The 20,433-nt window shown below is 54.6% G+C and carries 21 protein-coding genes; 6 read left to right on the top strand and 15 right to left on the bottom strand.

From position 1 onward, the window contains the following. Nucleotides 1–21: 21 nt before the first annotated feature. Complete coding sequence (locus R6U90_RS00915; RefSeq protein WP_410350779.1) at nucleotides 22–1,032, top strand: 2Fe-2S iron-sulfur cluster-binding protein; 1,011 nt, start codon at nucleotides 22–24, stop codon at nucleotides 1,030–1,032. Between the two features lie 30 nt (nucleotides 1,033–1,062). Here the strand turns inward: R6U90_RS00915 and R6U90_RS00920 are convergent, their stop codons facing one another. The 3 genes from R6U90_RS00920 to R6U90_RS00930 form a co-directional block, all read right to left on the bottom strand. After that, nucleotides 1,063–1,917 (bottom strand): HDOD domain-containing protein, encoded by an 855-nt coding sequence (locus tag R6U90_RS00920; RefSeq protein WP_410350780.1) that lies wholly within the window; start codon nucleotides 1,915–1,917, stop codon nucleotides 1,063–1,065. 160 nt (nucleotides 1,918–2,077) lie between these two features. Further along, nucleotides 2,078–3,805 carry a potassium channel family protein gene (locus tag R6U90_RS00925; RefSeq protein ID WP_410350781.1) on the bottom strand — a complete coding sequence of 576 codons (1,728 nt, stop codon included), beginning with the start codon at nucleotides 3,803–3,805 and terminating at the stop codon, nucleotides 2,078–2,080. A gap of 12 nt (nucleotides 3,806–3,817) precedes the next feature. Further along, nucleotides 3,818–4,201: a DUF6394 family protein gene (locus R6U90_RS00930; protein WP_310693212.1), complete on the bottom strand. Its 384-nt coding sequence runs from the start codon at nucleotides 4,199–4,201 to the stop codon at nucleotides 3,818–3,820. Between the two features lie 323 nt (nucleotides 4,202–4,524). On the opposite strand from R6U90_RS00930, the gene R6U90_RS00935 reads away from it, so the two are divergent. After that, the gene (locus R6U90_RS00935) at nucleotides 4,525–5,526 is read left to right on the top strand and encodes a zinc-dependent alcohol dehydrogenase family protein (RefSeq protein ID WP_410350921.1); all 1,002 of its coding nucleotides are present in this window, start codon (nucleotides 4,525–4,527) and stop codon (nucleotides 5,524–5,526) included. Between the two features lie 10 nt (nucleotides 5,527–5,536). On the opposite strand, the gene R6U90_RS00940 is transcribed toward R6U90_RS00935, so the two are convergent. Next, nucleotides 5,537–5,794, bottom strand: a complete 258-nt coding sequence (locus R6U90_RS00940; protein ID WP_410350782.1) for a hypothetical protein — start codon at nucleotides 5,792–5,794, stop codon at nucleotides 5,537–5,539. Nucleotides 5,795–5,880: 86 nt separating this feature from the next. Between R6U90_RS00940 and R6U90_RS00945 the strand changes: the two genes are divergently transcribed. Continuing rightward, nucleotides 5,881–6,495: a uracil-DNA glycosylase family protein gene (locus R6U90_RS00945; RefSeq protein ID WP_410350783.1), complete on the top strand. Its 615-nt coding sequence runs from the start codon at nucleotides 5,881–5,883 to the stop codon at nucleotides 6,493–6,495. Between the two features lie 403 nt (nucleotides 6,496–6,898). On the opposite strand, the gene R6U90_RS00950 is transcribed toward R6U90_RS00945, so the two are convergent. From R6U90_RS00950 to R6U90_RS00960, 3 genes are read right to left on the bottom strand one after another with little or no spacing between them, the layout of a single operon-like run. Then, nucleotides 6,899–7,783: an ABC transporter substrate-binding protein gene (locus tag R6U90_RS00950; protein ID WP_410350784.1), complete on the bottom strand. Its 885-nt coding sequence runs from the start codon at nucleotides 7,781–7,783 to the stop codon at nucleotides 6,899–6,901. Between the two features lie 7 nt (nucleotides 7,784–7,790). After that, entirely contained in the window at nucleotides 7,791–8,579 is a 789-nt protein-coding gene (locus R6U90_RS00955) for a methyltransferase (RefSeq protein ID WP_410350785.1), read from the bottom strand. Then, nucleotides 8,576–8,857, bottom strand: coding sequence for a hypothetical protein (locus tag R6U90_RS00960; protein WP_410350786.1), 282 nt, complete (start codon nucleotides 8,855–8,857; stop codon nucleotides 8,576–8,578). The genes R6U90_RS00955 and R6U90_RS00960 overlap by 4 nt, the downstream gene beginning before the upstream one ends. A gap of 631 nt (nucleotides 8,858–9,488) precedes the next feature. On the opposite strand from R6U90_RS00960, the gene R6U90_RS00965 reads away from it, so the two are divergent. Together R6U90_RS00965 and R6U90_RS00970 are read left to right on the top strand one after the other, a co-directional pair. Further along, on the top strand, nucleotides 9,489–10,031 hold the full coding sequence (locus R6U90_RS00965) for a phosphatase PAP2 family protein (protein WP_410350787.1): 543 nt from the start codon (nucleotides 9,489–9,491) through the stop codon (nucleotides 10,029–10,031). A 12-nt stretch (nucleotides 10,032–10,043) separates the two neighbouring features. Next, nucleotides 10,044–11,246, top strand: coding sequence for a glycosyltransferase (locus R6U90_RS00970; protein ID WP_410350788.1), 1,203 nt, complete (start codon nucleotides 10,044–10,046; stop codon nucleotides 11,244–11,246). 20 nt (nucleotides 11,247–11,266) lie between these two features. Here R6U90_RS00970 and R6U90_RS00975 read toward each other — a convergent pair whose 3' ends face one another. The 7 genes from R6U90_RS00975 to R6U90_RS01005 form a co-directional block, all read right to left on the bottom strand. Then, the gene (locus tag R6U90_RS00975) at nucleotides 11,267–12,307 is read right to left on the bottom strand and encodes a glycosyltransferase family 4 protein (protein WP_410350789.1); all 1,041 of its coding nucleotides are present in this window, start codon (nucleotides 12,305–12,307) and stop codon (nucleotides 11,267–11,269) included. Beyond that, nucleotides 12,304–13,068, bottom strand: a complete 765-nt coding sequence (locus R6U90_RS00980) for a UDP-2,3-diacylglucosamine diphosphatase (protein ID WP_410350790.1) — start codon at nucleotides 13,066–13,068, stop codon at nucleotides 12,304–12,306. The genes R6U90_RS00975 and R6U90_RS00980 overlap by 4 nt, the downstream gene beginning before the upstream one ends. Nucleotides 13,069–13,390: 322 nt before the next feature. Then, nucleotides 13,391–14,599, bottom strand: a complete 1,209-nt coding sequence (locus R6U90_RS00985; protein ID WP_410350791.1) for a methyltransferase domain-containing protein — start codon at nucleotides 14,597–14,599, stop codon at nucleotides 13,391–13,393. Nucleotides 14,600–14,608: 9 nt separating this feature from the next. Further along, nucleotides 14,609–15,277: a glutathione S-transferase family protein gene (locus tag R6U90_RS00990; protein ID WP_410350792.1), complete on the bottom strand. Its 669-nt coding sequence runs from the start codon at nucleotides 15,275–15,277 to the stop codon at nucleotides 14,609–14,611. Between the two features lie 260 nt (nucleotides 15,278–15,537). Then, complete coding sequence (locus R6U90_RS00995) at nucleotides 15,538–16,170, bottom strand: lipase family alpha/beta hydrolase (protein ID WP_410350793.1); 633 nt, start codon at nucleotides 16,168–16,170, stop codon at nucleotides 15,538–15,540. A gap of 5 nt (nucleotides 16,171–16,175) precedes the next feature. Next, nucleotides 16,176–16,379, bottom strand: a complete 204-nt coding sequence (locus R6U90_RS01000) for a hypothetical protein (protein WP_410350794.1) — start codon at nucleotides 16,377–16,379, stop codon at nucleotides 16,176–16,178. Beyond that, nucleotides 16,357–18,477 carry an MASE1 domain-containing protein gene (locus R6U90_RS01005; RefSeq protein ID WP_410350795.1) on the bottom strand — a complete coding sequence of 707 codons (2,121 nt, stop codon included), beginning with the start codon at nucleotides 18,475–18,477 and terminating at the stop codon, nucleotides 16,357–16,359. Before R6U90_RS01005 ends, R6U90_RS01000 begins: the two co-directional genes overlap by 23 nt. Before the next feature lie 132 nt (nucleotides 18,478–18,609). Here R6U90_RS01005 and R6U90_RS01010 point away from each other — a divergent pair, with 132 nt between their 5' ends. Then, entirely contained in the window at nucleotides 18,610–19,191 is a 582-nt protein-coding gene (locus tag R6U90_RS01010) for a hypothetical protein (RefSeq protein ID WP_410350796.1), read from the top strand. A 172-nt stretch (nucleotides 19,192–19,363) separates the two neighbouring features. Here R6U90_RS01010 and rlmM read toward each other — a convergent pair whose 3' ends face one another. After that, entirely contained in the window at nucleotides 19,364–20,428 is a 1,065-nt protein-coding gene (gene rlmM / locus R6U90_RS01015; protein ID WP_410350797.1) for a 23S rRNA (cytidine(2498)-2'-O)-methyltransferase RlmM, read from the bottom strand. Between the last annotated feature and the right edge of the window lie 5 nt (nucleotides 20,429–20,433).

A 20,433-nucleotide genomic window follows, 5' to 3' on the forward strand; every position in this document is an offset into this window, starting at 1 on the left:
TGTGGCAGAGTAGGTTCTATCATGGCCAGAATCCGCATCGAACCATCCGGCCGGGAATTTGAAGCGGCCAGTGGCGAAACCGTCCTGGAGGCCGCGCTGCGGGCCGGATTGAATGTTCCCTATAACTGTAACAACGGCAGCTGCGGGCAGTGCGCGGCTCGTCTGATCCAGGGTGAGATTGGCAGTTATCTGCCCCACGATTACAGCTTTCGCCAGCATGAAAAGGATCAGGGACTGTTTTTGATGTGTTCGGCTACCCCCGGCGCGGATATGGCGATTGAAAGCCGCACTATCGGTAGTGCCGCCGATGTCCCCCACCAGGAAATCGAGGCGAAGGTCTATAAAATCGATAACGTGGCGGATAACGTACGGGTGTTACAACTACGAACACCACGCAGCCAGACAATGCGCTTTCTGGCTGGTCAGTATGTCACCTTGCATATTGATGGTCTGGCGCCGCGCAACAAATCTGTCGCCAGCTGTCCCTGCAATGGTATGTATCTGCAGTTTCATATTCGTTATGCCGAAAATGATCCGTTTTCCCGCTATGTATTCGAAGGGCTGTCAACCCGTTCGAGTATGAGAATCAGCGGCCCGCACGGAGAGTTCACTCTGGATGAAAGTTCGAATCGGCCCCTGGTTTTTGTCGCCAATGACACCGGCATCGCCCCCATTAAAAGTCTTATCGAGCACTGCATTGCCCTGGAAAGCAATCAGCCCATGCATCTTTACTGGCTGCTGGAAAGCCGAAGCGAGCACTACTTGTCCAATTATATTCGCTCGCTGCAGGACGCCCTGGATGGCTTCCTCTATACCCCGATCTTCATGGATGAAGTCAATGAGTCGGCGGACGATCTCGAACAGGCACTTCGACAACTGGGAACACGGATCGTGACCGACTATCCCTCTCTGGAAGAATATGATGTGTATATGAACGGCCCCGCGGAGAAGTACCGGAGCCTGACAGAGACTTTTATCGAGCACCGGCTACCACAAAACCGGCTGTTTATCGACTCGCTCAAACGTTACTGAAATTGCGTTCCGGCTCCCCGGCCAGGCAGGTTACGCACATAGCTGTCTGGCCATCTGATCCAGACTGTCACCAGCCTGAATTACCTCATCGGCGACAAGTATCACATTCTCTTCTTCGAGCCCGAGTCTCTCCAGCAGGGATTCATCCAGTTCCAGTACAGGAGTATCGGTCAGGCCCTGGGATGACAACAATGATTCCGCCAGATTCAGCAACCCGATCAGAGTTTCATGCTCGCCATGGTAGTCCGTATTGTGATGATGGCGAGCGACAGTGGCCAGTACCTCCGGCATGTCCCAGTAGCGCATGGCCATCTGGCCAAGCTCGCCGTGACCAACGCCCATCAGGTTATACTCAAAACGATTGAGCGCCACCTCCGGATGCTGCTGGACAAGCTGGCTCAGGGTGTGATGTTCCTGCGGAAACAGAAACCCGAGTACAAACAGGCCGATATCGTGCAACAGTCCGCACAAATAGGCGGTGCCGGGGTCCGGACGTCCTTTCTCCGGCATCCGGATAGCCAGTTGTTGCATCAGCGCGGCGCTGTAGGTGGCATGCCGCCACAGGCGCCGCGCACCCAGTATGCCTTCGGCAGGAATCGATAACACGCGACCAACCGACAGCCCCAGCGCCAGATCCAACGCCGGACATACCCCGACAACCCGAAGAATCGCATCCTCAATAGAGATCACAGCAGAATGGTGGGTAAAAAAAGCCGAGTTGGCGTAACTGACCAGCTGGGCGGCCAGCATCGGATCTTGTTCGACAATCTCGATCAGTTCCCTGGCATTGACCTCTTCATGCTGGCGCAGAGTCAGAATTCTGATGATTGTCTCCGGCAAGGGAGGCAAATCGCGCAAACGACGCATGCGATCTACCAGTTTCATTCCCGTCCCCTGTTCGTCCGCTAGCTGCTCATATGGCGCACCGCTATCCATGGCTCTCCTCTGTTGCCTGATTCCGGTGAAATTCTACAATCCCTGTGAATTTGTCGGATCGCGGCGGAAATACTTTAGGCCGATGGAAAAGCCCATTCGGTGGCCGGAATCAGGCTTCATCCGCCTGTTCACGCTGCCGGCGGCTCCAGTACCGCCAGATAAGCCCGGCAGGCCGGTCCTCCCCGGTCAACACGTATTCCAGCGCATTCAGATTGGCCACAAGCCACTCGACGTGGGCCTGGGTCCCGTAGCGACCACACAACAGGAGTCGATCACCAGCCTGCAGCGGTTCCTGGGCGGAGGGCAACAGGATATCCTGCTCGGCTTCATCACCGTCACGTTTAATCAACATGACGATCAGCGGCAGCTGCTTGCTACAATCATGGGGATCAGTCGTCAGGTTCTGAACATGGAGCGATCCCCCCGCTTCGAGCATGGAATGAACCGCCGGGGCCATCTCCTTATCCAGGCTCAGCATCCAGACATGTGGCGCCTCATCCCCGGTGATACCCCCGATCCGACTGATCAGCTCATTCGCCCAGTCATCATCATGGCGGCGGGCCAGACGCAGAAAATCCGCCAGCAAGGGAGTGGTGATAACAGCAAATATCTTGTGTGCGATGATGCTACCGCGTTGCATGATCAGATCGCTTTGCACAGCACTGAAGATCATATCATTGGCCCGGCTGTTCTGACGAAGCACCGTGAACAGATCAGGATTCAGACTTCTGGCCGTCATCACAATCGACAGGTTATTGGCATCATCATCGGTACCCGCAACCAGTCCGACAGCATGTTGTATATCGGCTTCGTGCAAGGTCTCGGCCTCAGTTCCACGGCCCACCACCACCCCGTCACTTGGCGTGCCGGTTTTGTCCGGCATCGCCTCGATTACCGTGGTGGCGACCCCTTCGGACTTGAGCCGTTCATGCACAGCCTTGCCGAAACGGCCATAACCACAAAGAATCCAGCGCCCGTCCGGGGGGAAAACCGGCTCACGCAGGGATTCGTGAGGCACGCTGGTCATCCATTCATATAAAAGATACATGCCCGGTGAATGCAGGGCCAGGGCCAGTCGGCCGGCAAAGGTGTCAAACGGGTTGATAATATGATCCGTGCCAAACGAGGCAATGTTTTTCTCGACATCGTGGGTTTCCGCCCGGGCGATGGTTCGTAATGCCGGGTTAAGCAGTTTACTGGTAATTGCAATTTTAAGGTTTACTGCGTCCTCATTGGTCAGGGCCACCACACCGGCACAGTTCGGATGCTGCAGACCGGCCTTGACCAGGCTCTCGGGAATCGATGCGTCAACGCACAAACCGGGAACGAAGGTCCGATAGCCGGCCAGTTCCAGTTGATTAACGCGGTTTTGATCGATCTCCACCACCACGGCACGAATACCTGCCTCGCTCAAAGCACGGACCAGAAAGTTACCGGTATCACCGTAACCGCAGATCAGATAAAACGGTTCGCTGATCCGACGCACGTTGCGACGGAAAGCGCTTTCTGTCAGCAAACTGCGAAAGGCCGGATCCTGAATAATGGTCAGCAGATAACCGATGGCATACAACCAGCTGATGACCGTGGCATAGATACTGAAAGTCGTCCACAGGCGTTGTGCACCGGTGAATTCATAGGGGATTTCACCAAAACCAATGGTGGTCCCCATGTAGCTGACAAAGTAAAAGGCATGGAAAAAATCCATGCGCCAGGGATTACCTTCATTGTCTACTCCCGGGATTAACACGAACCCCAGGATCGAAACCGCATAAACGCTGATCAGAACGATCAGCGGAACATGCAGACGCCGCAGGAAAACAAACAGGATGTTCTGCATCAGACCGGACCGTCAGCGGCGCATCATCGCCGTTTCAATCACGAACAGGACGACCGAAGTAATATTCGCCAGCAAAGCGCCACCGGAGAGGGAGACGATGGCCGCCATTACATGCGGGGTCATACCGGTGTGAGTGACATGTTCGACTACTCCCCAGATCACCGCGGCAATGATCAGTTGAACATCCGCGACCAGACTGGTTGCCAGCAAGACTGCGCCAATATGAGTCCGGTCGCCAAATTTCAATACAGTGGCAATCAGACTGATTACCAGTGCCGCGTACAGCTCGTAAACATTGTGGTGTACAGGGTTGTCGATATCGCCGATGAAAAAGCCGAAATTAATTGTCAGGGCAAGAACAATAAAAAATGCAAAGATCACCTTTTCGAGGTTCATTACAGGACTCCTGTTCTTATTGGCGGACCGGTTATCTTACCGGTTATCCGGATTCTAGCACTATGTCAGCCCGGGCCAAGCTTTGTGCCGGGATTCTGGCTCGTCGCGACCGGCACGGGGTTCGATCGTCGGGGCTACTTCCCCTGGACGGCTGTCAGCTACCCTTAATTGTGAGCTTTGACAATGCTAATCTGTGGCAGGGGGTATTATGGCCGTCTTCACTTGATCATCACAACGGCAACTGCGACTATTTGCCCGACCAGAGTACTATCCAATTTATCCCGAAAATCACCATCAATATCGACGAACAGGAAGTCACAACCATGCAAGCTGTCATTATGACCGGAGCGGGCGATCCCTCCGTATTACAGGTCGTGGAGCAGGACGAACCCCAACTGCAACAGCCCACCGATATCAAGGTCCGATTGCACGGGGCGGGCGTTAATCCCATCGACACCAAACTGCGTCAGCGTGGCGTGTTTTTCGAGGATGCCTTGCCGGCGATTCCTGGCTGTGATGGAGCCGGTGTGGTGGTTGAAACCGGCGACCAGGTACGGCGCCATCAGGTTGGTGATCGTGTCTGGTTCTGTCATGGCGGCCTGGGCCGTGAGCCGGGTAACTATGCTGAATATAACGTGGTCCCTGAAACCATCGCCCGGCCGTTACCGGACGAAATTGATTTTACGGCCGCAGCGGCCGGACCACTGGTCCTTATAACTGCCTGGGAAGCGCTGTATGATCGCGCCCGTTTGCGAAACGGCCAGAGTGTCCTGGTGCATGCCGGTGCTGGCGGCGTGGGTCATGTCGCCATTCAGCTGGCCAGGCTGGCTGGCGCACGGGTACTCACCACTATCAGCGACGAGGACAAAGCCGCCTTTGTGCGTCAACTGGGGGCCGACGAGGTGATTAACTACCGGGAAACGGATCCCGTCGAGGCCGTTATGGATCTGACCGAAGGCCGGGGTGTCGACGTGGCTTTGGATACGGTTGGCCCGGCCGTCTTTAACCAGAGCCTGTCGGCGGTTGCCCATTATGGCCAGCTGGTGACCCTGCTCGATCCGGGCGAGGGAGTCGACCGGGGGATTGCCCGTCAGCGTAACCTCGGCATCAGCTTTGAATTAATGCTCACCCCGATGCTGGAGAATCTCCCTCAGGCACGCGCTCATCAGGGTGATATTCTGGATCGTTGTGCGGGTTACCTGCATAGCGGGCAGTTAAAACTGCATGTCAGCCAGACCCTGCCGCTGGCCGAGGCGGTGCAGGCCCATCAGCTTATCGAAGCGGGCCACACCCGCGGCAAAATTGTATTGCAGCCCGGAGTCTGAGCAGCCCTGTTCAGGCCGCCGGCAACGGATCCACGTCCGCTACCGGATAGGCGCGGCGCACAAACTCACGGGAAGGTACGCCAACGAGCTGACTGTTGAGATGCATGACGCATTCACGCGCCACGGCCCGCGTCTCGGCCAGCGTACCGCGACGGTAACTGACGATGTTGCTGGTCGCACTGGCAATCACATAACAGTACCAGTTGTCGCCACTTTGCCCTTGCGGTGGGGCGCTTTTTTCGATCGAAACCAGTTTATACCTGGACATAGCCTTCTCCTTGCCGGTGTTTTTCAATCACAGGCAAAATGTAATCCGGCAATATGTCCGGCCTGTGACACTCTGATGTGAACTTCATGACCGATATCAAGACAATAGAGCAACATCAATGCCGCCTGCGTCGCTGCCAGCGCTGCCCCGACATGCAGGGCCCCCCGGTTACCGGCCAGTCGGTTGTCTCGCCGGTGATGTTAATTGGCCAGGCTCCCGGCAATCGCGAGATCGAGCTGCATCGCCCTTTTGCCTGGACTGCCGGCAAAACATTGTTTGGCTGGTTTGCCCGCATCGGGCTGGAAGAAGATCACTTTCGACAACAGGTTTACATGGCTGCGGTCTGTCGTTGCTTTCCCGGCAAACTCGATAAGGGCGGTGATCGAGTCCCGACCAGAGAAGAAATCGCCAATTGCCGCAGCTGGTGGCAGCAGGAAATCGAGCTGTTGCAACCACAACTGTTGCTCCCGGTCGGCAAACTGGCGATCGCTCAATTCATGCCGGTCAACAAATTGAACGACGTGATCGGCCAGCGTCACCGGATTGAAGTGGAAGGCAAAGTACGGGATATCATCCCCCTGCCCCACCCCTCCGGCGCTTCTACCTGGCACCGCACCGAGCCGGGCATCAGCCTGCTCAACAAGGCCCTGCAGGAAATCAAACGGCATCCTGCCTGGAAGGAGATCAGTGCTGAGTGCTGAGTGCTGAGTGCTGAGTCTTGAGTTCTGAGTTCTGAGTTCTGAGTTCTGAGTTCTGAGTTCTGAGTTTTGAGTTTTGAGTTTTGAGTTTTGAGTTCTGAGTTTTGAGTTTTGAGTTGGCAGTTTTCTTACCACGAAGACACGAAGTCTCGAAGTGTATTCATTTTCTCTTCGTGTCTTCGTAGTGAAATTTTATAAAACTCACCCCCTATCGACCGGGTGTCACGCAGGCTGTCGCCAGCGTGAGCTACGCCACTCAGGACTAAGAACTAAGAACTAAGAACTAAGAACTAAGAACTAAGAACTAAGAACTAAGAACTAAGAACTAAGAACTAAGAACTAAGAACTCATGAATTTTATCTTCGAGCCTTCGTGTCTTCGTGGTGAAGCTTTTTTAAATCCGGCATTACGCAGGCGGTGCGGTGATGACATCCTCGTAGGGATAACGCCGGCTGATCTGCCCGTCGGCTTCGAACACATCCAGCAGGGTCTCGTAGCTGGCACGGGGAATGTCGGGCGAACTCTGCCAGCAACCCAGGGCCTGATAAGCAGCGATGGTGCGGGACAGTACTTCGGGATCGATAGCGGGGAAAAAGGATTGTTCTTCGCGGGCCAGTTGTTCGGCCGGCGTCTCGATCACATATTGCTGGGCGCGGCGATAGGCGCGCATGAACGCGCGGGCCATATCCGTTTGCAACCAGTCAGGCGTCGCGCACAGACTGCTGAAGGCCACCGGCCCGATTCGCTCGCCCACCGAGGCAACCACATGGCCAATGCCCTCGTGTTCCAGTTGTTGCGGGGCCGGACCCTGCTGGTGAATATAATCCCCTTCGCCGTTACGAAATGCCTGGTCCATAGCCGTGACATCGCCGGCATCGACAATATCGACACTGGCCGGATCGATACCTTCCCGGCGCAGCACATAACGGAACATGGCAATGGGCTGGAACAGATGATCCACCAGCACGCGCTTGCCCGACAGCTGTGACCAGTTAAAATCGGGTTCAGGCTGTCGGGCGGCCAGAAAGAAACCATCGCGATCGTTAATCCGGGCGAAATGAATATAAGGTGGTGATTCGCCTCTTTCCAGATAGGCAAAACTGGCCGCCGGGGCAGCCTGGGCGACATGCACCGTCCCGTCACGCAGACCACCTTCCAGCGGGTGTTCGGCGTCGACCACGCTGTACTCGGCTTCGAGGCCTTCGGCTTTTAAAAAGCCGGCAGTCATGGTGGCCAGCAGGGGACTGTAAAAGGCGGAGTGGCGTAATCCGCGAATGTGAATTGTCTGCATAGGAAGTTCAATCTGTCGGTTCGCGCCGGGCGATGATGTGAATGTAGCGAGCCAGGGAACGGTACGGCTCCCGCGTGGAGTAACACAGTTCCATCTCCAGCAGTTCTTCAAAGGCCATTTTATCCCGCGTGGGGCGGTGCATGAAATCGACGAAGGTCCGCACCCCGCTGCTGGCGACAACTTGCATACCCGCCGACTCCAGCCAACTCATGACTTCTGAAGGCTGCAGGGGATTATCCGGCGTCAGGTATTTCCCCTCCCCGGCCAGATCGCCGATGCGTAATTTTTTGAAATTGCCGTTCAGCAAGTGCCGGTACTCCAACGCATGGCGATTGAAAAACAATAGCGAGAGCCAGCCACCGGGGCGCACCAGTTTTTGCAACGCCGTCACTCCCTGGCGGGGATCGGCCAACCATTCCAGCACGGCGTGACACAGCACCATATCAAAAGGTTCCGTCTCGCCTTCGGCCAGCTGCTGAAACGGCATATGCCGGAAAATGTAGCGCGCCATGGCCCCGGCCTGGTTGAGCGTTACTTCGGCAGCGGCCAGTTGCTGTTGCGAAATGTCGCACAGCAATAATTCATGTCCTTGCCTGGCCAGTCGCTGGCTGAAATGGCCCATACCACAACCGGCATCCAGAATCCGCCAGCTGCGATCCTCGCCAAGTTGCGGGATATGTTGCTGGACATCCCGCCACAGCACCTCCAGCCGCAGGCGCCCCTTCAGCGAGGCATAGATATTTTTTTTGAATCGCTGATGCAGGGGATCGAAGTTACGATCCTCACTCTGACTCATGACTTATCCGTCTCCAGCCATTGAACCAGATAGTACAGCCGAGCCCCTTCCGAAGAACGGGACGGCCCGACCACCATGGCCGAATACAGGTTTTTATCCGGATTGGCCCCGGCCAGCGCCGCCTCGGCACTTGCTACCACCTCAACACTCCCTTCCGGGAAACGATCCCGCTTGCGTCTCGGACAATAGACCACGGCAAACTGTTCCTGTACCACATCGCTGTCGGGATCAAGATCGATACGCATATTGTACTCTCCGCCTTTGGTAATCGGATTCATTGATCAGATTCTTATATATCGGATTATTCTAACACTGTATGTGACTGTTGGCAGGAATCGCTAAATAGTGAGCCTGTGGGCGCGCCCCACGGGCGGGACTGCCGAATCCGGCATCGTCGCGGTCGAAGCCCGCTCCCACGGTTAGCAAATGGCAGTTGGCAGTTGGCAGTTGGCAGTTGGCAGTTGGCAGCAATAGTGTAGGCCAGGTTGTGCGCAGCGCTACCTGGCATTCCACATGCCGGTGGCGGCGTATCTGTTATCTCTCGCAGAGGCAACAGGACAGCGAGAAATATCATCTGTTTAATCCTCAGCGGATTCTGCGTCTCTGCGAGAGTCAAATATCTTCGTCCCTCAATAGCGAGCCTGTGGGAGTGCCCCACGGGCGCGACTGCCGAATCTAGCACCGTCGCGGTCGAAGCCGGCTCCCACAGTTGGCAGCTGGCTTACGACTGCAAACTACGACTGCCAACTTCCCTTTCAGAACTAACAAACATCCGATTCGGCCAATCCCTCTACTCACACAGGTTTCTGTCGGCTAACAATGGTCATAAAACGTTCATCAGACTGTCAGGGATTTGTCATCTACGGGGCCCATCCTTGCTGGCAGGATCATATAAAGAGTGTCCTGACCATGAATGCCATACGCCAGAGTCTGTTTATCAAACGCATGGTGGCATTTGAACTCGCCCTGTGTGGCCTGTTCAACCGCGCCAGCCATATCCGCTTCATTAAATCACTGTTTGCCTTTATCAGCCGACTCGGTGACGGGATTTTCTGGTACACGCTGATAGCGCTATTGCCGTTAATCTATGGCAGCGAGGCACTGGGGGCTTCGCTGCACATGGCCATCGTCGGCGCACTGGCGCTGGGCCTGTACAAGGCTATCAAGTCCGTCACCGAACGGCCCCGGCCCTGCGTGGTGAAACAGGATCTGTTGCTGGGCACTGCACCCCTGGATCAATACAGTTTCCCGTCCGGACATACCATGCATGCAGTCTCCTTTACTCTGGTGGCGCTGCATTATTACCCCGAGCTGGCTGTCATTCTGCTGCCGTTTACCGCGCTGGTCGCCCTGTCCCGGGTGGTACTTGCCCTGCACTATCCGACCGATGTGTTGTGCGGCGCCCTGCTCGGCGGGGGTATTGCCCTGCTATCATTCACCATCAGTGGCTAATCGGGCGCTTGTATGCGGATAGTAATGGTTTCCGATGTGTATTTTCCCCGCATCAATGGCGTCTCAACATCAATACAGACTTTTCGTGACAGCCTGCAGGCACTGGGACACGATATCCTGCTGATTGCGCCACGTTATAACGTGGATGATCCGGAACAAGAAGGAATTTCGCGTATCAAGGCGCGCCCTGTTCCATTTGATCCAGAAGACCGTCTGATGTCCGTCGCCGCCGTGGATCGGGAAATTGCCCGGCTTCACCAGGAAAAACCGATTGACTTGATCCACATCCAGACGCCGTTTGCCGCCCATCGCAGCGGAAAACGCATGGCCCGCCGTCTGTGTATCCCCTGTATCGAGACCTATCACACCCACTTCGAGGAATACATGCATAACTATGTCCCGTTTATTCCTCGCCGGGTATTTCGTCCCTTGATCCGTTTGATCACCCGCCGGCAGTGCCGTAATCTGCAGGGATTGATCGTGCCCTCCAGTGCCATGCTCAAGGTCATTCGTGACTATCACATACAACTGCCAACCCGGATCCTGCCCACGGGGATCGATCCCGAACGTTTCTCTCGGGGCGATGGAGCTGCCTTTCGCAAGCGGCATCATATCGAACCGGAGCGGCCAGTAATGGTGCATATCGGGCGCATCGGCCACGAGAAAAACATCGATTTTCTACTGCAGGTACATCACCAGATATTGCAACAGTTACCACAGACCCTGTTTGTGATTGCCGGTGAAGGACCCTCGCTTGAACATCTGAAGCAATTGAGCGACAAACTGGGTACCCGGGACAACATTCGCTTTGTCGGCTATCTGGATCGCAATACCACCCTGCTTGACTGTTATCGAGCCGGCAATGTATTTGTATTCTCCTCGCGCACCGAAACCCAGGGACTGGTATTGCTCGAGGCGATGGCCTGTGGCGTGCCTGTGGTATCGACTGCCGAACTGGGCACCCGGGATATTCTCCTGCCGCAGCGCGGTGCTCTGGTCGTCGACGAAGATGTGGATCAATTTGCCAGCACAGTTCAACAGGTACTGGAGTTGCCCGAGCTGCAACGACGCCTGAGTCGCGAAGGTCAGGACTACGTGCACGAGTGGTCCCATAGTACCCTGGCTCTTTTCCTGGCAGATCTATACCAGCATACGACAGACACCTTTGCCACATCAGCGGCAGATTATTCGCCTGTCGAACGTTCAACCTCCTGAGTCTGAAAGGTATTCAATGTTCACTCCAGGCCGGAAGTCACCTTTTCCGCCGCTGGCTCCATGTTGGTATTAGGCACCAGGTTGGCATAAAACTGTTCCGTTGCCTGATGCCAGGAATGGGACAAACTGTAATCGCGGGGGTTTTGCGGATTGATGTCCAGGGCCCGGCGGGCGGCCCGACCCAGATCCTCATCCAGACATCCGGTAACCCCGTCTATCACCACATCCCTGGGTCCGGTCACGGGGTAGGCCGCCACCGGTACGCCGCAAGCCATCGCTTCGAGCATTACCAGACCAAACGTGTCGGTCAGACTGGGGAACACAAACACATCACTTGCGGCAATGGTTTGCGCCAGGTCCTCGCCATAACGAAAGCCGGTGAAAATGACCTGCGGATGTTTTTTCTCCAGCATGGCACGGTCGGGCCCATCGCCTACGACGTATTGCGTGCCCGGCAGATCCAGTGAGAGAAACGCCTCAATATTCTTTTCCACCGCCACCCGGCCGACATAAACAAAAATCGGCCGCGTACCGGACAGGTAATCCTTGCCATAGGGTCGAAACAGGTTAACGTCCACCCCACGTCCCCACACCTCAACATTTCCGAAGCCGCGCTCCAGCAAGCGCTCTTGCATGGAGGGAGTCGGCACCAGAGTGCGCTCGGCCGGACCATGAAACCACTTGAAAAAGGCATAACTGAGCCGCAAGGGAATCGGCATCCGAAGACGCAAATACTCGGGAAACTGCGTATGATAAGAAGTGGTGAATTTGAGCTTATGTCGACGGCAATAACGCCGCACCGCCATACCGACCGGCCCTTCGGTCGCAATATGAATCGCTTCGGGGGAAAATGCATCCAGATCAGCGGCGATCCGACAATAGGGAAACAGCGCCAGTCGTATATCCGGGTAGGTCGGTAAAGGAACGGTCCTGAAAGGTTCAGGGGTAACCATATACACGTCATGACCCGATTGTTCCAGTATACTTCGGGTCGTATTGAGTGTTCTTACCACACCGTTGGTTTGTGGCGCCCAGGCATCAGTCGCGATGGCTATTCTCATGCGATCTTCTTATCAGCATCCGTGACAGGATGTTGTTTGAGGGGTTTGACTACGTCGGACCAGTGCAATATCTCCAACATGCCGTCCCGATGCTCGACCATTGCCGTACAGTTCTCCACCCAGTCGCCGTCATTGCAGTACAACACGTCCCCAATCTGGCGAATCTCGGCATGATGAATGTGACCGCAGACCAGGCCGTCCACACCGGCGCGCCGGGCCTCGTGGGCGACGGCCTGCTCGAAGTCATGAATCACGTTCACGGCATTTTTGACCTTGCTTTTAAGAAATGTGGAAATGGACCAGTAAGGGAAGCCCAGCCGACGGCGAAGCGCATTCAGCCAGCGATTGGTATACAGCAGGACATCATAGGCCCGTTCGCCCAGGTATGCGACCAGCTTGCTGCAGCGGATGGCATTGTCGAATTCATCACCGTGCAACATCAGAAGGCGTTTATTGTCAGCGGTTTTATGGATATAACGGTTATGAATGGAAATATTGCCAAACACCATTCCATCCAGCTCCCGAAAATCCTCATCGTGATTGCCGGGGATATAGACTACCCTGGTACCGTGCTTGGCCTTACCCAGTATTTTGCGAATGACATCATTATGGCTTTGCGGCCAATAGAGTCCTTTGCGACGCATGTACCACAGGTCGAAAATGTCACCAACCAGAAACAGATACTCGCACTGGACGGTGTCGAGAAAATCGATCAGGTACTCGGCCTTGCAGCCACGATAACCCAGATGGATATCGGACAACCAGACACTGCGGTACCGGGGTGGACGGAGCGGGTGAACTGGATTCATCATCCTGGCCTCTGCTGGTTTTTACCAAGCCTAGACAATCAGTATGACAAAACAGCGAAACCCCGATGACAGAATAAAGACAGTTGGCAGTTGGCAGTTGGCAGTTGGCAGTTGGCAGTTGGCAGTTGGCAGTTGGCAGTTGGCAGTTGGCAGTTGGCAGTTGGCAGTTGGCAGTTGGCAGTTGGCAGTTGGCAGTTGGCAGAAATTCTAAACCGGTTTTTTTGCTGTCAACTGCTATCTGATGACTGCCAACTTTCCCTTCTGCACTCAGCACTCAGGACTTTTTTTGTCCCCAGACAGCAAATACAGGATCTGAATAAGCCAGTTGGCCGATATAGGGATCCTCGGCCGGCCGGGGATAGCCGCGCAGGGATTCGGTCTCCAGTTCTTTGAACTGGCCGCTGAGGCGCAGGTAATCACTAATCAGTTGCATGCGTTCGAAGTCATGCAGTTCGGTCCATAATTGAATCGCCTTGGTCGGGAACCAGCGATCGGAAAAGGTTATTACCAGTCGGGCACCGGGTTTTAATACCCGCGCGACCTCGCCAATCACAGTCAGGGGAGAAGTCAGGTATTCGATAGAGGCGGTACAGATCACTGCATCGAACATTGCCTCCTCAAATGGCAGGCGAGGGTCCCGGTTCAGGTCTTGCACGGTATAGTCCCGGAGGTATGGATTGGCCTGCATTTCCCCGGCGTTCATGCCCAGCCCGTGGACCATCTGATCCTCGGTCCGGGCCGGCAAGTGGGAGACCCAGCTCGACATCAGATCCAGCACCCGCATACCCGGTTGCAGAAAACGGGCATAGATATCGCGGATATGCCGGCGACAGGTGGCATCCAGATGCTGTACCAGACGGGGGCTGGCATAGAATTCATCGTCCCCGGCCTCATCGATGCGGCGAAAAGCATCTTCGCTGAAAAAATCGGTATCGACATCCGGCAAGCTTGCCTGCATCCCCGGGCCGTTCGCCGTACAGGCCTCCAGAATATCCCGGGGCGGCTCGTTCTGATCACTGCCGGGCCGGGGTTCAGCCAACAAACTGGCCTTTAATTGTAGATGTCGACCGGCCAGCGGATGATTGAGATCGATAAGCAGTTCCTGCTCGCCCGCCTGCAGGCAACGCACTGGCCAGTTTGCATCGCGATCCATCTCGATCGCCTCGCTGACAAAGCGCCGTGGATAGAACCGTCCGGTGCGGGGGAGTACCGGCGGCAGTGGATGCTTGCTGCGGCGCCGGAACTGTTCCCGGGGCAGGGTTTTGATCAGATCGGGCTGATATTTGTGCTGCCAGTCATCGAACAGCAACTCACCCTGCACGTTCCCGCCAGCAGGGAGTTCCTGCAGCCGCGCGCCGAGCCCGGGCAGAAAACTATCCCGCGCCAGATCGACCTGCTCAAAGTAACCGCGATCGCGATGGCGGGCATGCGGGCTCTCCCAGTTCAGAGCGATTTCCAGCGGTGCTATTCGCGATGCTGACATAAACCGGGACTAAACACCGGCTTTTTGCGCAAAGATCGAGCCGCTGCGTTTGATGTAGTCACAGAAATCATCATTAAAACTCGCCTGCACGGCTTTGATGACAGAAGACCTCTGCAACAGGGTCTCTGACCAGCGCGCAATCTGTGGCGCGTCTTCATAGATGTCCTGCCCCTGCATTCCTTCCAGGCAACCCAGCATGCGGAAGATCGGTGCATAGACAGCATCGACCAGCGAAAACGCCTCACCATTGAAATAGGGGCCACCTTCGAAAAATTCATCCAGGGTTTCCAGCCGGTCCTTGACCGTCATCAGGTTCTGCTTGTAACCGATCTCTTCACCGGTCGTCGAGTAGGTATAGGCCGCGCCCAGCAGCTCATTACCGAACTCGACCCAGGCGCGGTTTTTGGCCCGTGCAAACGGATCCTCGGGATACAGAGTGCCAGGCGTGATTTCGTCCAGATATTCACAGATCGGCATCGACTCAAACAGCGATTCGTCATCGACCATCAACACCGGTACTTTTTCCAGTGGCGAGACGTCATAAAACCAGGCAGGCGGATTATCCAGATCGATATATTCGATCTCATAGGGAACCTCTTTCTCCAGCAATGTAATGACAGAGCGCTGGACATAGGGGCACAGAGCAAAGCTTATTAATTTAAGTTTCGGTAATGACATAATCCGTGAGTCCTGATTAATTTTGTGACATTCATTCCGCCAAACATCGCAGAAATTGTGCGCAACGGCATAACGACAAACAGTATATCAAGCGTCGGGCGGGCACGAACACCCTGGGTACCTGAATAAGCGTTTCCAATATCCGGTTACTTTGTTCAAAAGATTGCTTCGCTTCGCTCGCCATGACCGAAAATTGTGATGTGATTGCGAGAAACAACATAACGAAGCAATATCACAGGACTGGCATTCGAAATGATTTTTCAGTTGGAAAAGCGACCCTGTTGTAAAAAAGCACAGACCTGTGTCGCAACATCGCGGGCGAACAGCATGCTCAGATGCGTATGCGGGAGGTTCAGATGCTGAGCCAGTCCGTCCGATCGGGTCTCATTCACAGCCACCGTGCCATCGTGTGGCCGGATCAGCTTTCCCGGAGCGAGTAACATACCAATCCCCCTCGGACGGCTGCCGGCAATCATGCCTGACTCCTGGGTGCCCTGCCAGGACGGTGCATCACCCAACAGCCCGTACTGTGTCGAGCGTCCCAGAATCCAGCGAGTAAAACGCTGTCCGGCAAGATGGCGAGCGACCACGCTACCCTGCAAGGGTGTGCCCAACATGACGACCCGACCGGGATGCGGTGGTGCGCCCTGCGTATATAAATGTGTCAGTACGATACCGCCCAGGCTGTGTGCCACCAGATGCACCTGCCCGGCCTCGATTGATTGCAGATAGTCCCGTAACCTGGCGGCATTTTGCTGTGGTGTGCGACGTAAACTGGGGTATCGAAAATAACGACTATCGAAGCCACACTTTTGCAAACGCCGACCCAGCAACCGCAGCTCCAGACTGGTCATCCAGATGCCGTGGATCAAAACAACAACATCGCGTGGCATGGATTTTACTTGAAAAACGTATACAGCAGATAGGCGCTGCTGGCCAGAATCAGCCCGTACCCCCAGAAAGCCAGCCTGAATTCACGGACGCGCAGTCCGGCAACTACGAAAACAATTCCGGTGAATAAACCGAACACGGCTGATCCGACAATCATACCATCGACTTCTTGTCGGGCCTGCTCCGGATCAGTTCCAATACGATACCGCATGGTTACTCCTGTCGTGACGCTGTTTTATTGGCAAACTGAACTCGAAGACATAACCGGGCCCGTTGCCCGGATAGGCGCGCAATTCGCCGCCCATACTTTCGATAATACTGTTGGCGATCGGCAAGCCCAGCCCGATGCCCTGCTGTTTGGTGCTCACAAGCGGAGTAAAGATGTTTTCCCGCATTTCTTCTGGCACACCGGGCCCGGTGTCACGGAATGAAACTTTGACAAACTCCCCCTCTTGTTCTGTCATTATCGTCAGTACTCGCTCTGATTCGAGCTCTTCCATTGACTCGATAGCATTAATCACCAGGTTCAGAATTACCTGCTGGGTCAATATCGAGTCAACCAGGATAAGGGGCAGGGATTTCCCCAGCACATATACTACCTGTATCTGGCTGCTTTTAATCTTGTTTTCCACAAGACGCAGCGAATCCTGCGCCAGTTCATTAATATCCACTGAAGAGAACTTGATATCCTTGCGATTAACGAAATCACGCAACTTGTTGATAATTTTTCCAGCGCGCTCCGCTTCATCACTCAGCCGGCCAAATACCTCCTGTACATCCTTATCAGTCAACCGACCTTCTCTTGCCCGGTTCAGTCCGCCCTTCGCATAACACATAATGGACGTCAATGGCTGATTGATCTCGTGCGCCAGACTGTTGCCCAGCTCCCCTACCGAAATATACCGGGACAGGCGAGCCCGTTCCTCCTCCTGCTGATTCTTATCTTCATCTGCCTGCTTCTTCTCGGTAATATCTTCGGCAATACCGGCAAGCCGATATATTTTTCCAAACTCGTCATAAACCGGAAACCCTTTGTCCTGAATCCAGCGAAATGTATTGTCTGGCCTGACAATACGGTACTGGATTTCAAATTTCCCACCCCGCTTAAAGTTCTCGTACTCACTGAACACCTTCGATTGGTCTTCAGTGTAGATCGATTCATGCCATAAATGCGGCTCGGCATAAAAAACATCCGGTTCACGCCCCCAGACATCAAGACAGGAAGGACTCACATAAACCATACGTTCCTCGTTAACATCAACAAGCCAGAAGACCTCGTTGATATTCTCCGATAACTGACGTAATCGTAACTCACTTTCCTGCAGGCGCCGGTGGGAGGCGCGCAATTCCTTTTCTGACTCACGTCGTTCTGTGAACAGCGCCGCCACTACCATCGCCGTGATTGTGGTTATACAGATAAACAATACGATCATCATCAGATTCAGTAGCGTATCCGATGCATCGTAAGGTCCCCACTCCGGATGGTAAGAAAACAGTAGCACAATACCAATCAGCATCGAGGCCATTGTGGCGCCAAACTGCTCGAAGCTGATGGCAACAAATACCGTCAAAGGAAGTATAAGGTAGAACAGACCAAGACTGGCTGTCGACTGTTCGTTCAGTCCGGAAAAGCTGTATACCGCCACGAAAATCATTAACAGCACGTACAGGGAAAGTTGCCCCAGACGATTCGTTCTGAGCAGATATTGGCAATCTTCACTGACATCGGTGTCAAGCCGGCTGCTTTGCGCTCCATCCGTGCAGTAGAAAAAAAGGTTTCGCCAGATCAGAATAAATGGTGCAACCAGAAGAATTCCTATAGCATCTCCGAGCCACCACATACCCGCAACAAAAGTAAAATCAGACCAGCTGACAACGTTAGAGACCGCCATTGCAAGACCTCCAACCAGACTGGAAACAATCGGTGCAGCAAAGGCAATCGCGGCAAACTGCAGTACTTCCCGAACACGGCGAAAGTTCAACTTTAAACGACAGCGATTCAGGAAATACCAGGCCGCCGATGCCTCCAGAGTATGACCGCAGGCTGCCAGAAAAGCAGCGGTTAACGGGAGTGCATTAAAGTAGGCGAGCAGGGAAATACCGATAAAGATGCCGGGCCACATACGTGGTCCGTACAGGACAAAAACAACCACCGCCAGACCAGAGGCCGGCCAGAAGGGGGTGATCCCGGAATAGCCGGTATTGATCGACAAACCGGCTTGTCCCAGCAGGAAATAGACCACCCCGAATAGCAGGCTGGCAAATGCATACTTGAGGGAACCTGGCCAGACCAGCCGTTCGGGCAACATGTATCGAGGTTTCTGGTTCAACAACGGTATTGCCACAGGCTGTGATTATCACCGCTAACTGTATGTGATAGTGAGGGTTTCGGCAAGCCCGTCCACGGACAGATTCCAGCCGTTCCATGCTATTCTGGGGGCATGAATCAAATACCGGGCAATAACCGACTGGATGAGTACTTTGTCGTCCGGGTAGAACGCCAGCTCAGCACGGAACATATCCGGCGGTCCAAACGGGATATTTTTCTTGGCGAGAACGATCAGCTGGTACCCGCTCTGGATGCCCGGCGGTTTGATACCGCCGAGCTTGCCGCCTCGCATATTGAAACCCTGGACGAGCGTGGCCAGTATCAATACATCATCCAGTTCTGTAGCAGTAAAAAACCAAACGATATGCCGACCGAAGTCGAGGCGCTGATTAACCGGATTATGGAAATCCCCTACCCCTATCGGCGCACCGCCTATAACTGGCTGCGGGGGCGTGATGTTCAGGTGCTGCTGAGACGCGAATCCGAGGAAGTGTGCGAGCGCCATCGCCGGGTATTGCTCGATCACGATATCGACATCACCCGCAAAAGTGACATCATCCTGATGAAACCCAAACGCAAAAAGTTCAAGATCAACACCGGTCAGAAATCCGACACGGCGCCACGTCAATACTTCGCCTACCCCGGCCAGAAACCCCTGCCGATCCCCTCCGACGATAGCGATGGATCTGAATAACTATCCCCTATGGCTATATCTGTGGAATGAACGCAAAGACGTGGAGAGCGCAAAGAAAAATTGGTTTTAAACCACATAGTCAAGCAATGAGTCCAGGGCCAGGATTAATACATCATAATATCTACTGTATTTAATAAATCTTTGCACCCTTTGCGACTTTACGCCCTCTGCGTTATTTTCCAGAAGCGTCTGCGGTAAGAACACAGACGGTGACTTCCTCCCGGTCGTGATAGAGCTGCTTGCAGCGGATGGTGGCCTCCATGCCTGCGTGAAGCAGTTCGTCGTGCAGGAACGTCAGGCACTGCTGCACTTCCTGATAGCGTTTTTTCATCGGGAGTTTGAGGTTGAAGATCGTATATCGGCACCAGCCATTGACCAGCCAGCGTGCCATCAGGGCGGTGACTTTCTTCGGCTTGTCGACGATGTCACACACCATCCAGTCAACCTGCTTTGATGGTTGATAACGAAAACCGTCTTCGCGGATATGTTCAAGTTGTCCCGATTCCAGCAAATCCTCCTGCATGGGACCATTGTCCACCGCCATGACAAACAGATGCCGCTGTATCAGTTGCCAGCTCCAGCCCCCAGGGGCCGCGCCCAGATCCACCGCTTTCATGCCTGACCGAAGAAAGCGCTCGCGTTCGTCATCGAACAGCAGTCGCAACATGCCTTCTTCTAGCTTCAGGGCCGAACGGCTCGGTGCCTGGCGCGGCGCGCGCAGACGGGGAATCCCCATCAGCCAGATCGAACTGTTATTCAATGGCGCATAACCGACATAGGCGGCATGGGTGGAGAGAAAACACAGATGCAACCGGTAATCGGCCTTTCCCTGGTAAAGCCCGCCTGCGTCCAGTTGTGACTCCAGCGGGCGGGCCAGGGCCCGGCAGAGTTTCTGCAGCTCCTTGCCGGTATTGGTATCCGGGGTTTCGATAAAAAATCCGGCATAACGCTGAGGCTCTTGCTGCAATAACCTCAGAATAGGCGTCAGCCGATCAGCCAGCGGTAGATCATTGAGCAGTTCATAGATAGCAAACCATTGGCGGGTAAAGATCAGATCCTCCAATGCCAGCACATCAAACAGATCGGCACCGGGATCATGGCTGGTGAAAGTGACATAGCCGCTGTCTGCCCGGGCCTTGCAGTACCCGCTGATGCCCCGCTGCAAAGCCTCGCCCTGGATTTCGGCGGCACATTCGTTCTCAAACCCGGCCCGGCAATATAACAACCAGCTTGCCATTTAAT

The organism is Thiohalophilus sp., from assembly GCF_046483665.1.
In the GTDB taxonomy this organism is placed as follows: Bacteria; Pseudomonadota; Gammaproteobacteria; order UBA6429; family Thiohalophilaceae; genus Thiohalophilus.

Excerpts from the sequence above, each read along its gene's own strand:
- R6U90_RS00915 (WP_410350779.1), top strand. The coding sequence starts at position 22 with ATGGCCAGAATCCGCATCGAACCATCCGGCCGGGAATTTGAAGCGGCC.
- R6U90_RS00920 (WP_410350780.1), bottom strand. The coding sequence starts at position 1,917 with ATGAAACTGGTAGATCGCATGCGTCGTTTGCGCGATTTGCCTCCCTTG.
- R6U90_RS00925 (WP_410350781.1), bottom strand. The coding sequence starts at position 3,805 with ATGCAGAACATCCTGTTTGTTTTCCTGCGGCGTCTGCATGTTCCGCTG.
- R6U90_RS00930 (WP_310693212.1), bottom strand. The coding sequence starts at position 4,201 with ATGAACCTCGAAAAGGTGATCTTTGCATTTTTTATTGTTCTTGCCCTG.
- R6U90_RS00935 (WP_410350921.1), top strand. The coding sequence starts at position 4,525 with ATGCAAGCTGTCATTATGACCGGAGCGGGCGATCCCTCCGTATTACAG.
- R6U90_RS00940 (WP_410350782.1), bottom strand. The coding sequence starts at position 5,794 with ATGTCCAGGTATAAACTGGTTTCGATCGAAAAAAGCGCCCCACCGCAA.
- R6U90_RS00945 (WP_410350783.1), top strand. The coding sequence starts at position 5,881 with ATGACCGATATCAAGACAATAGAGCAACATCAATGCCGCCTGCGTCGC.
- R6U90_RS00950 (WP_410350784.1), bottom strand. The coding sequence starts at position 7,783 with ATGCAGACAATTCACATTCGCGGATTACGCCACTCCGCCTTTTACAGT.
- R6U90_RS00955 (WP_410350785.1), bottom strand. The coding sequence starts at position 8,579 with ATGAGTCAGAGTGAGGATCGTAACTTCGATCCCCTGCATCAGCGATTC.
- R6U90_RS00960 (WP_410350786.1), bottom strand. The coding sequence starts at position 8,857 with ATGAATCCGATTACCAAAGGCGGAGAGTACAATATGCGTATCGATCTT.
- R6U90_RS00965 (WP_410350787.1), top strand. The coding sequence starts at position 9,489 with ATGAATGCCATACGCCAGAGTCTGTTTATCAAACGCATGGTGGCATTT.
- R6U90_RS00970 (WP_410350788.1), top strand. The coding sequence starts at position 10,044 with ATGCGGATAGTAATGGTTTCCGATGTGTATTTTCCCCGCATCAATGGC.
- R6U90_RS00975 (WP_410350789.1), bottom strand. The coding sequence starts at position 12,307 with ATGAGAATAGCCATCGCGACTGATGCCTGGGCGCCACAAACCAACGGT.
- R6U90_RS00985 (WP_410350791.1), bottom strand. The coding sequence starts at position 14,599 with ATGTCAGCATCGCGAATAGCACCGCTGGAAATCGCTCTGAACTGGGAG.
- R6U90_RS00990 (WP_410350792.1), bottom strand. The coding sequence starts at position 15,277 with ATGTCATTACCGAAACTTAAATTAATAAGCTTTGCTCTGTGCCCCTAT.
- R6U90_RS00995 (WP_410350793.1), bottom strand. The coding sequence starts at position 16,170 with ATGCCACGCGATGTTGTTGTTTTGATCCACGGCATCTGGATGACCAGT.
- R6U90_RS01000 (WP_410350794.1), bottom strand. The coding sequence starts at position 16,379 with ATGCGGTATCGTATTGGAACTGATCCGGAGCAGGCCCGACAAGAAGTC.
- R6U90_RS01005 (WP_410350795.1), bottom strand. The coding sequence starts at position 18,477 with ATGTTGCCCGAACGGCTGGTCTGGCCAGGTTCCCTCAAGTATGCATTT.
- R6U90_RS01010 (WP_410350796.1), top strand. The coding sequence starts at position 18,610 with ATGAATCAAATACCGGGCAATAACCGACTGGATGAGTACTTTGTCGTC.
- rlmM (WP_410350797.1), bottom strand. The coding sequence starts at position 20,428 with ATGGCAAGCTGGTTGTTATATTGCCGGGCCGGGTTTGAGAACGAATGT.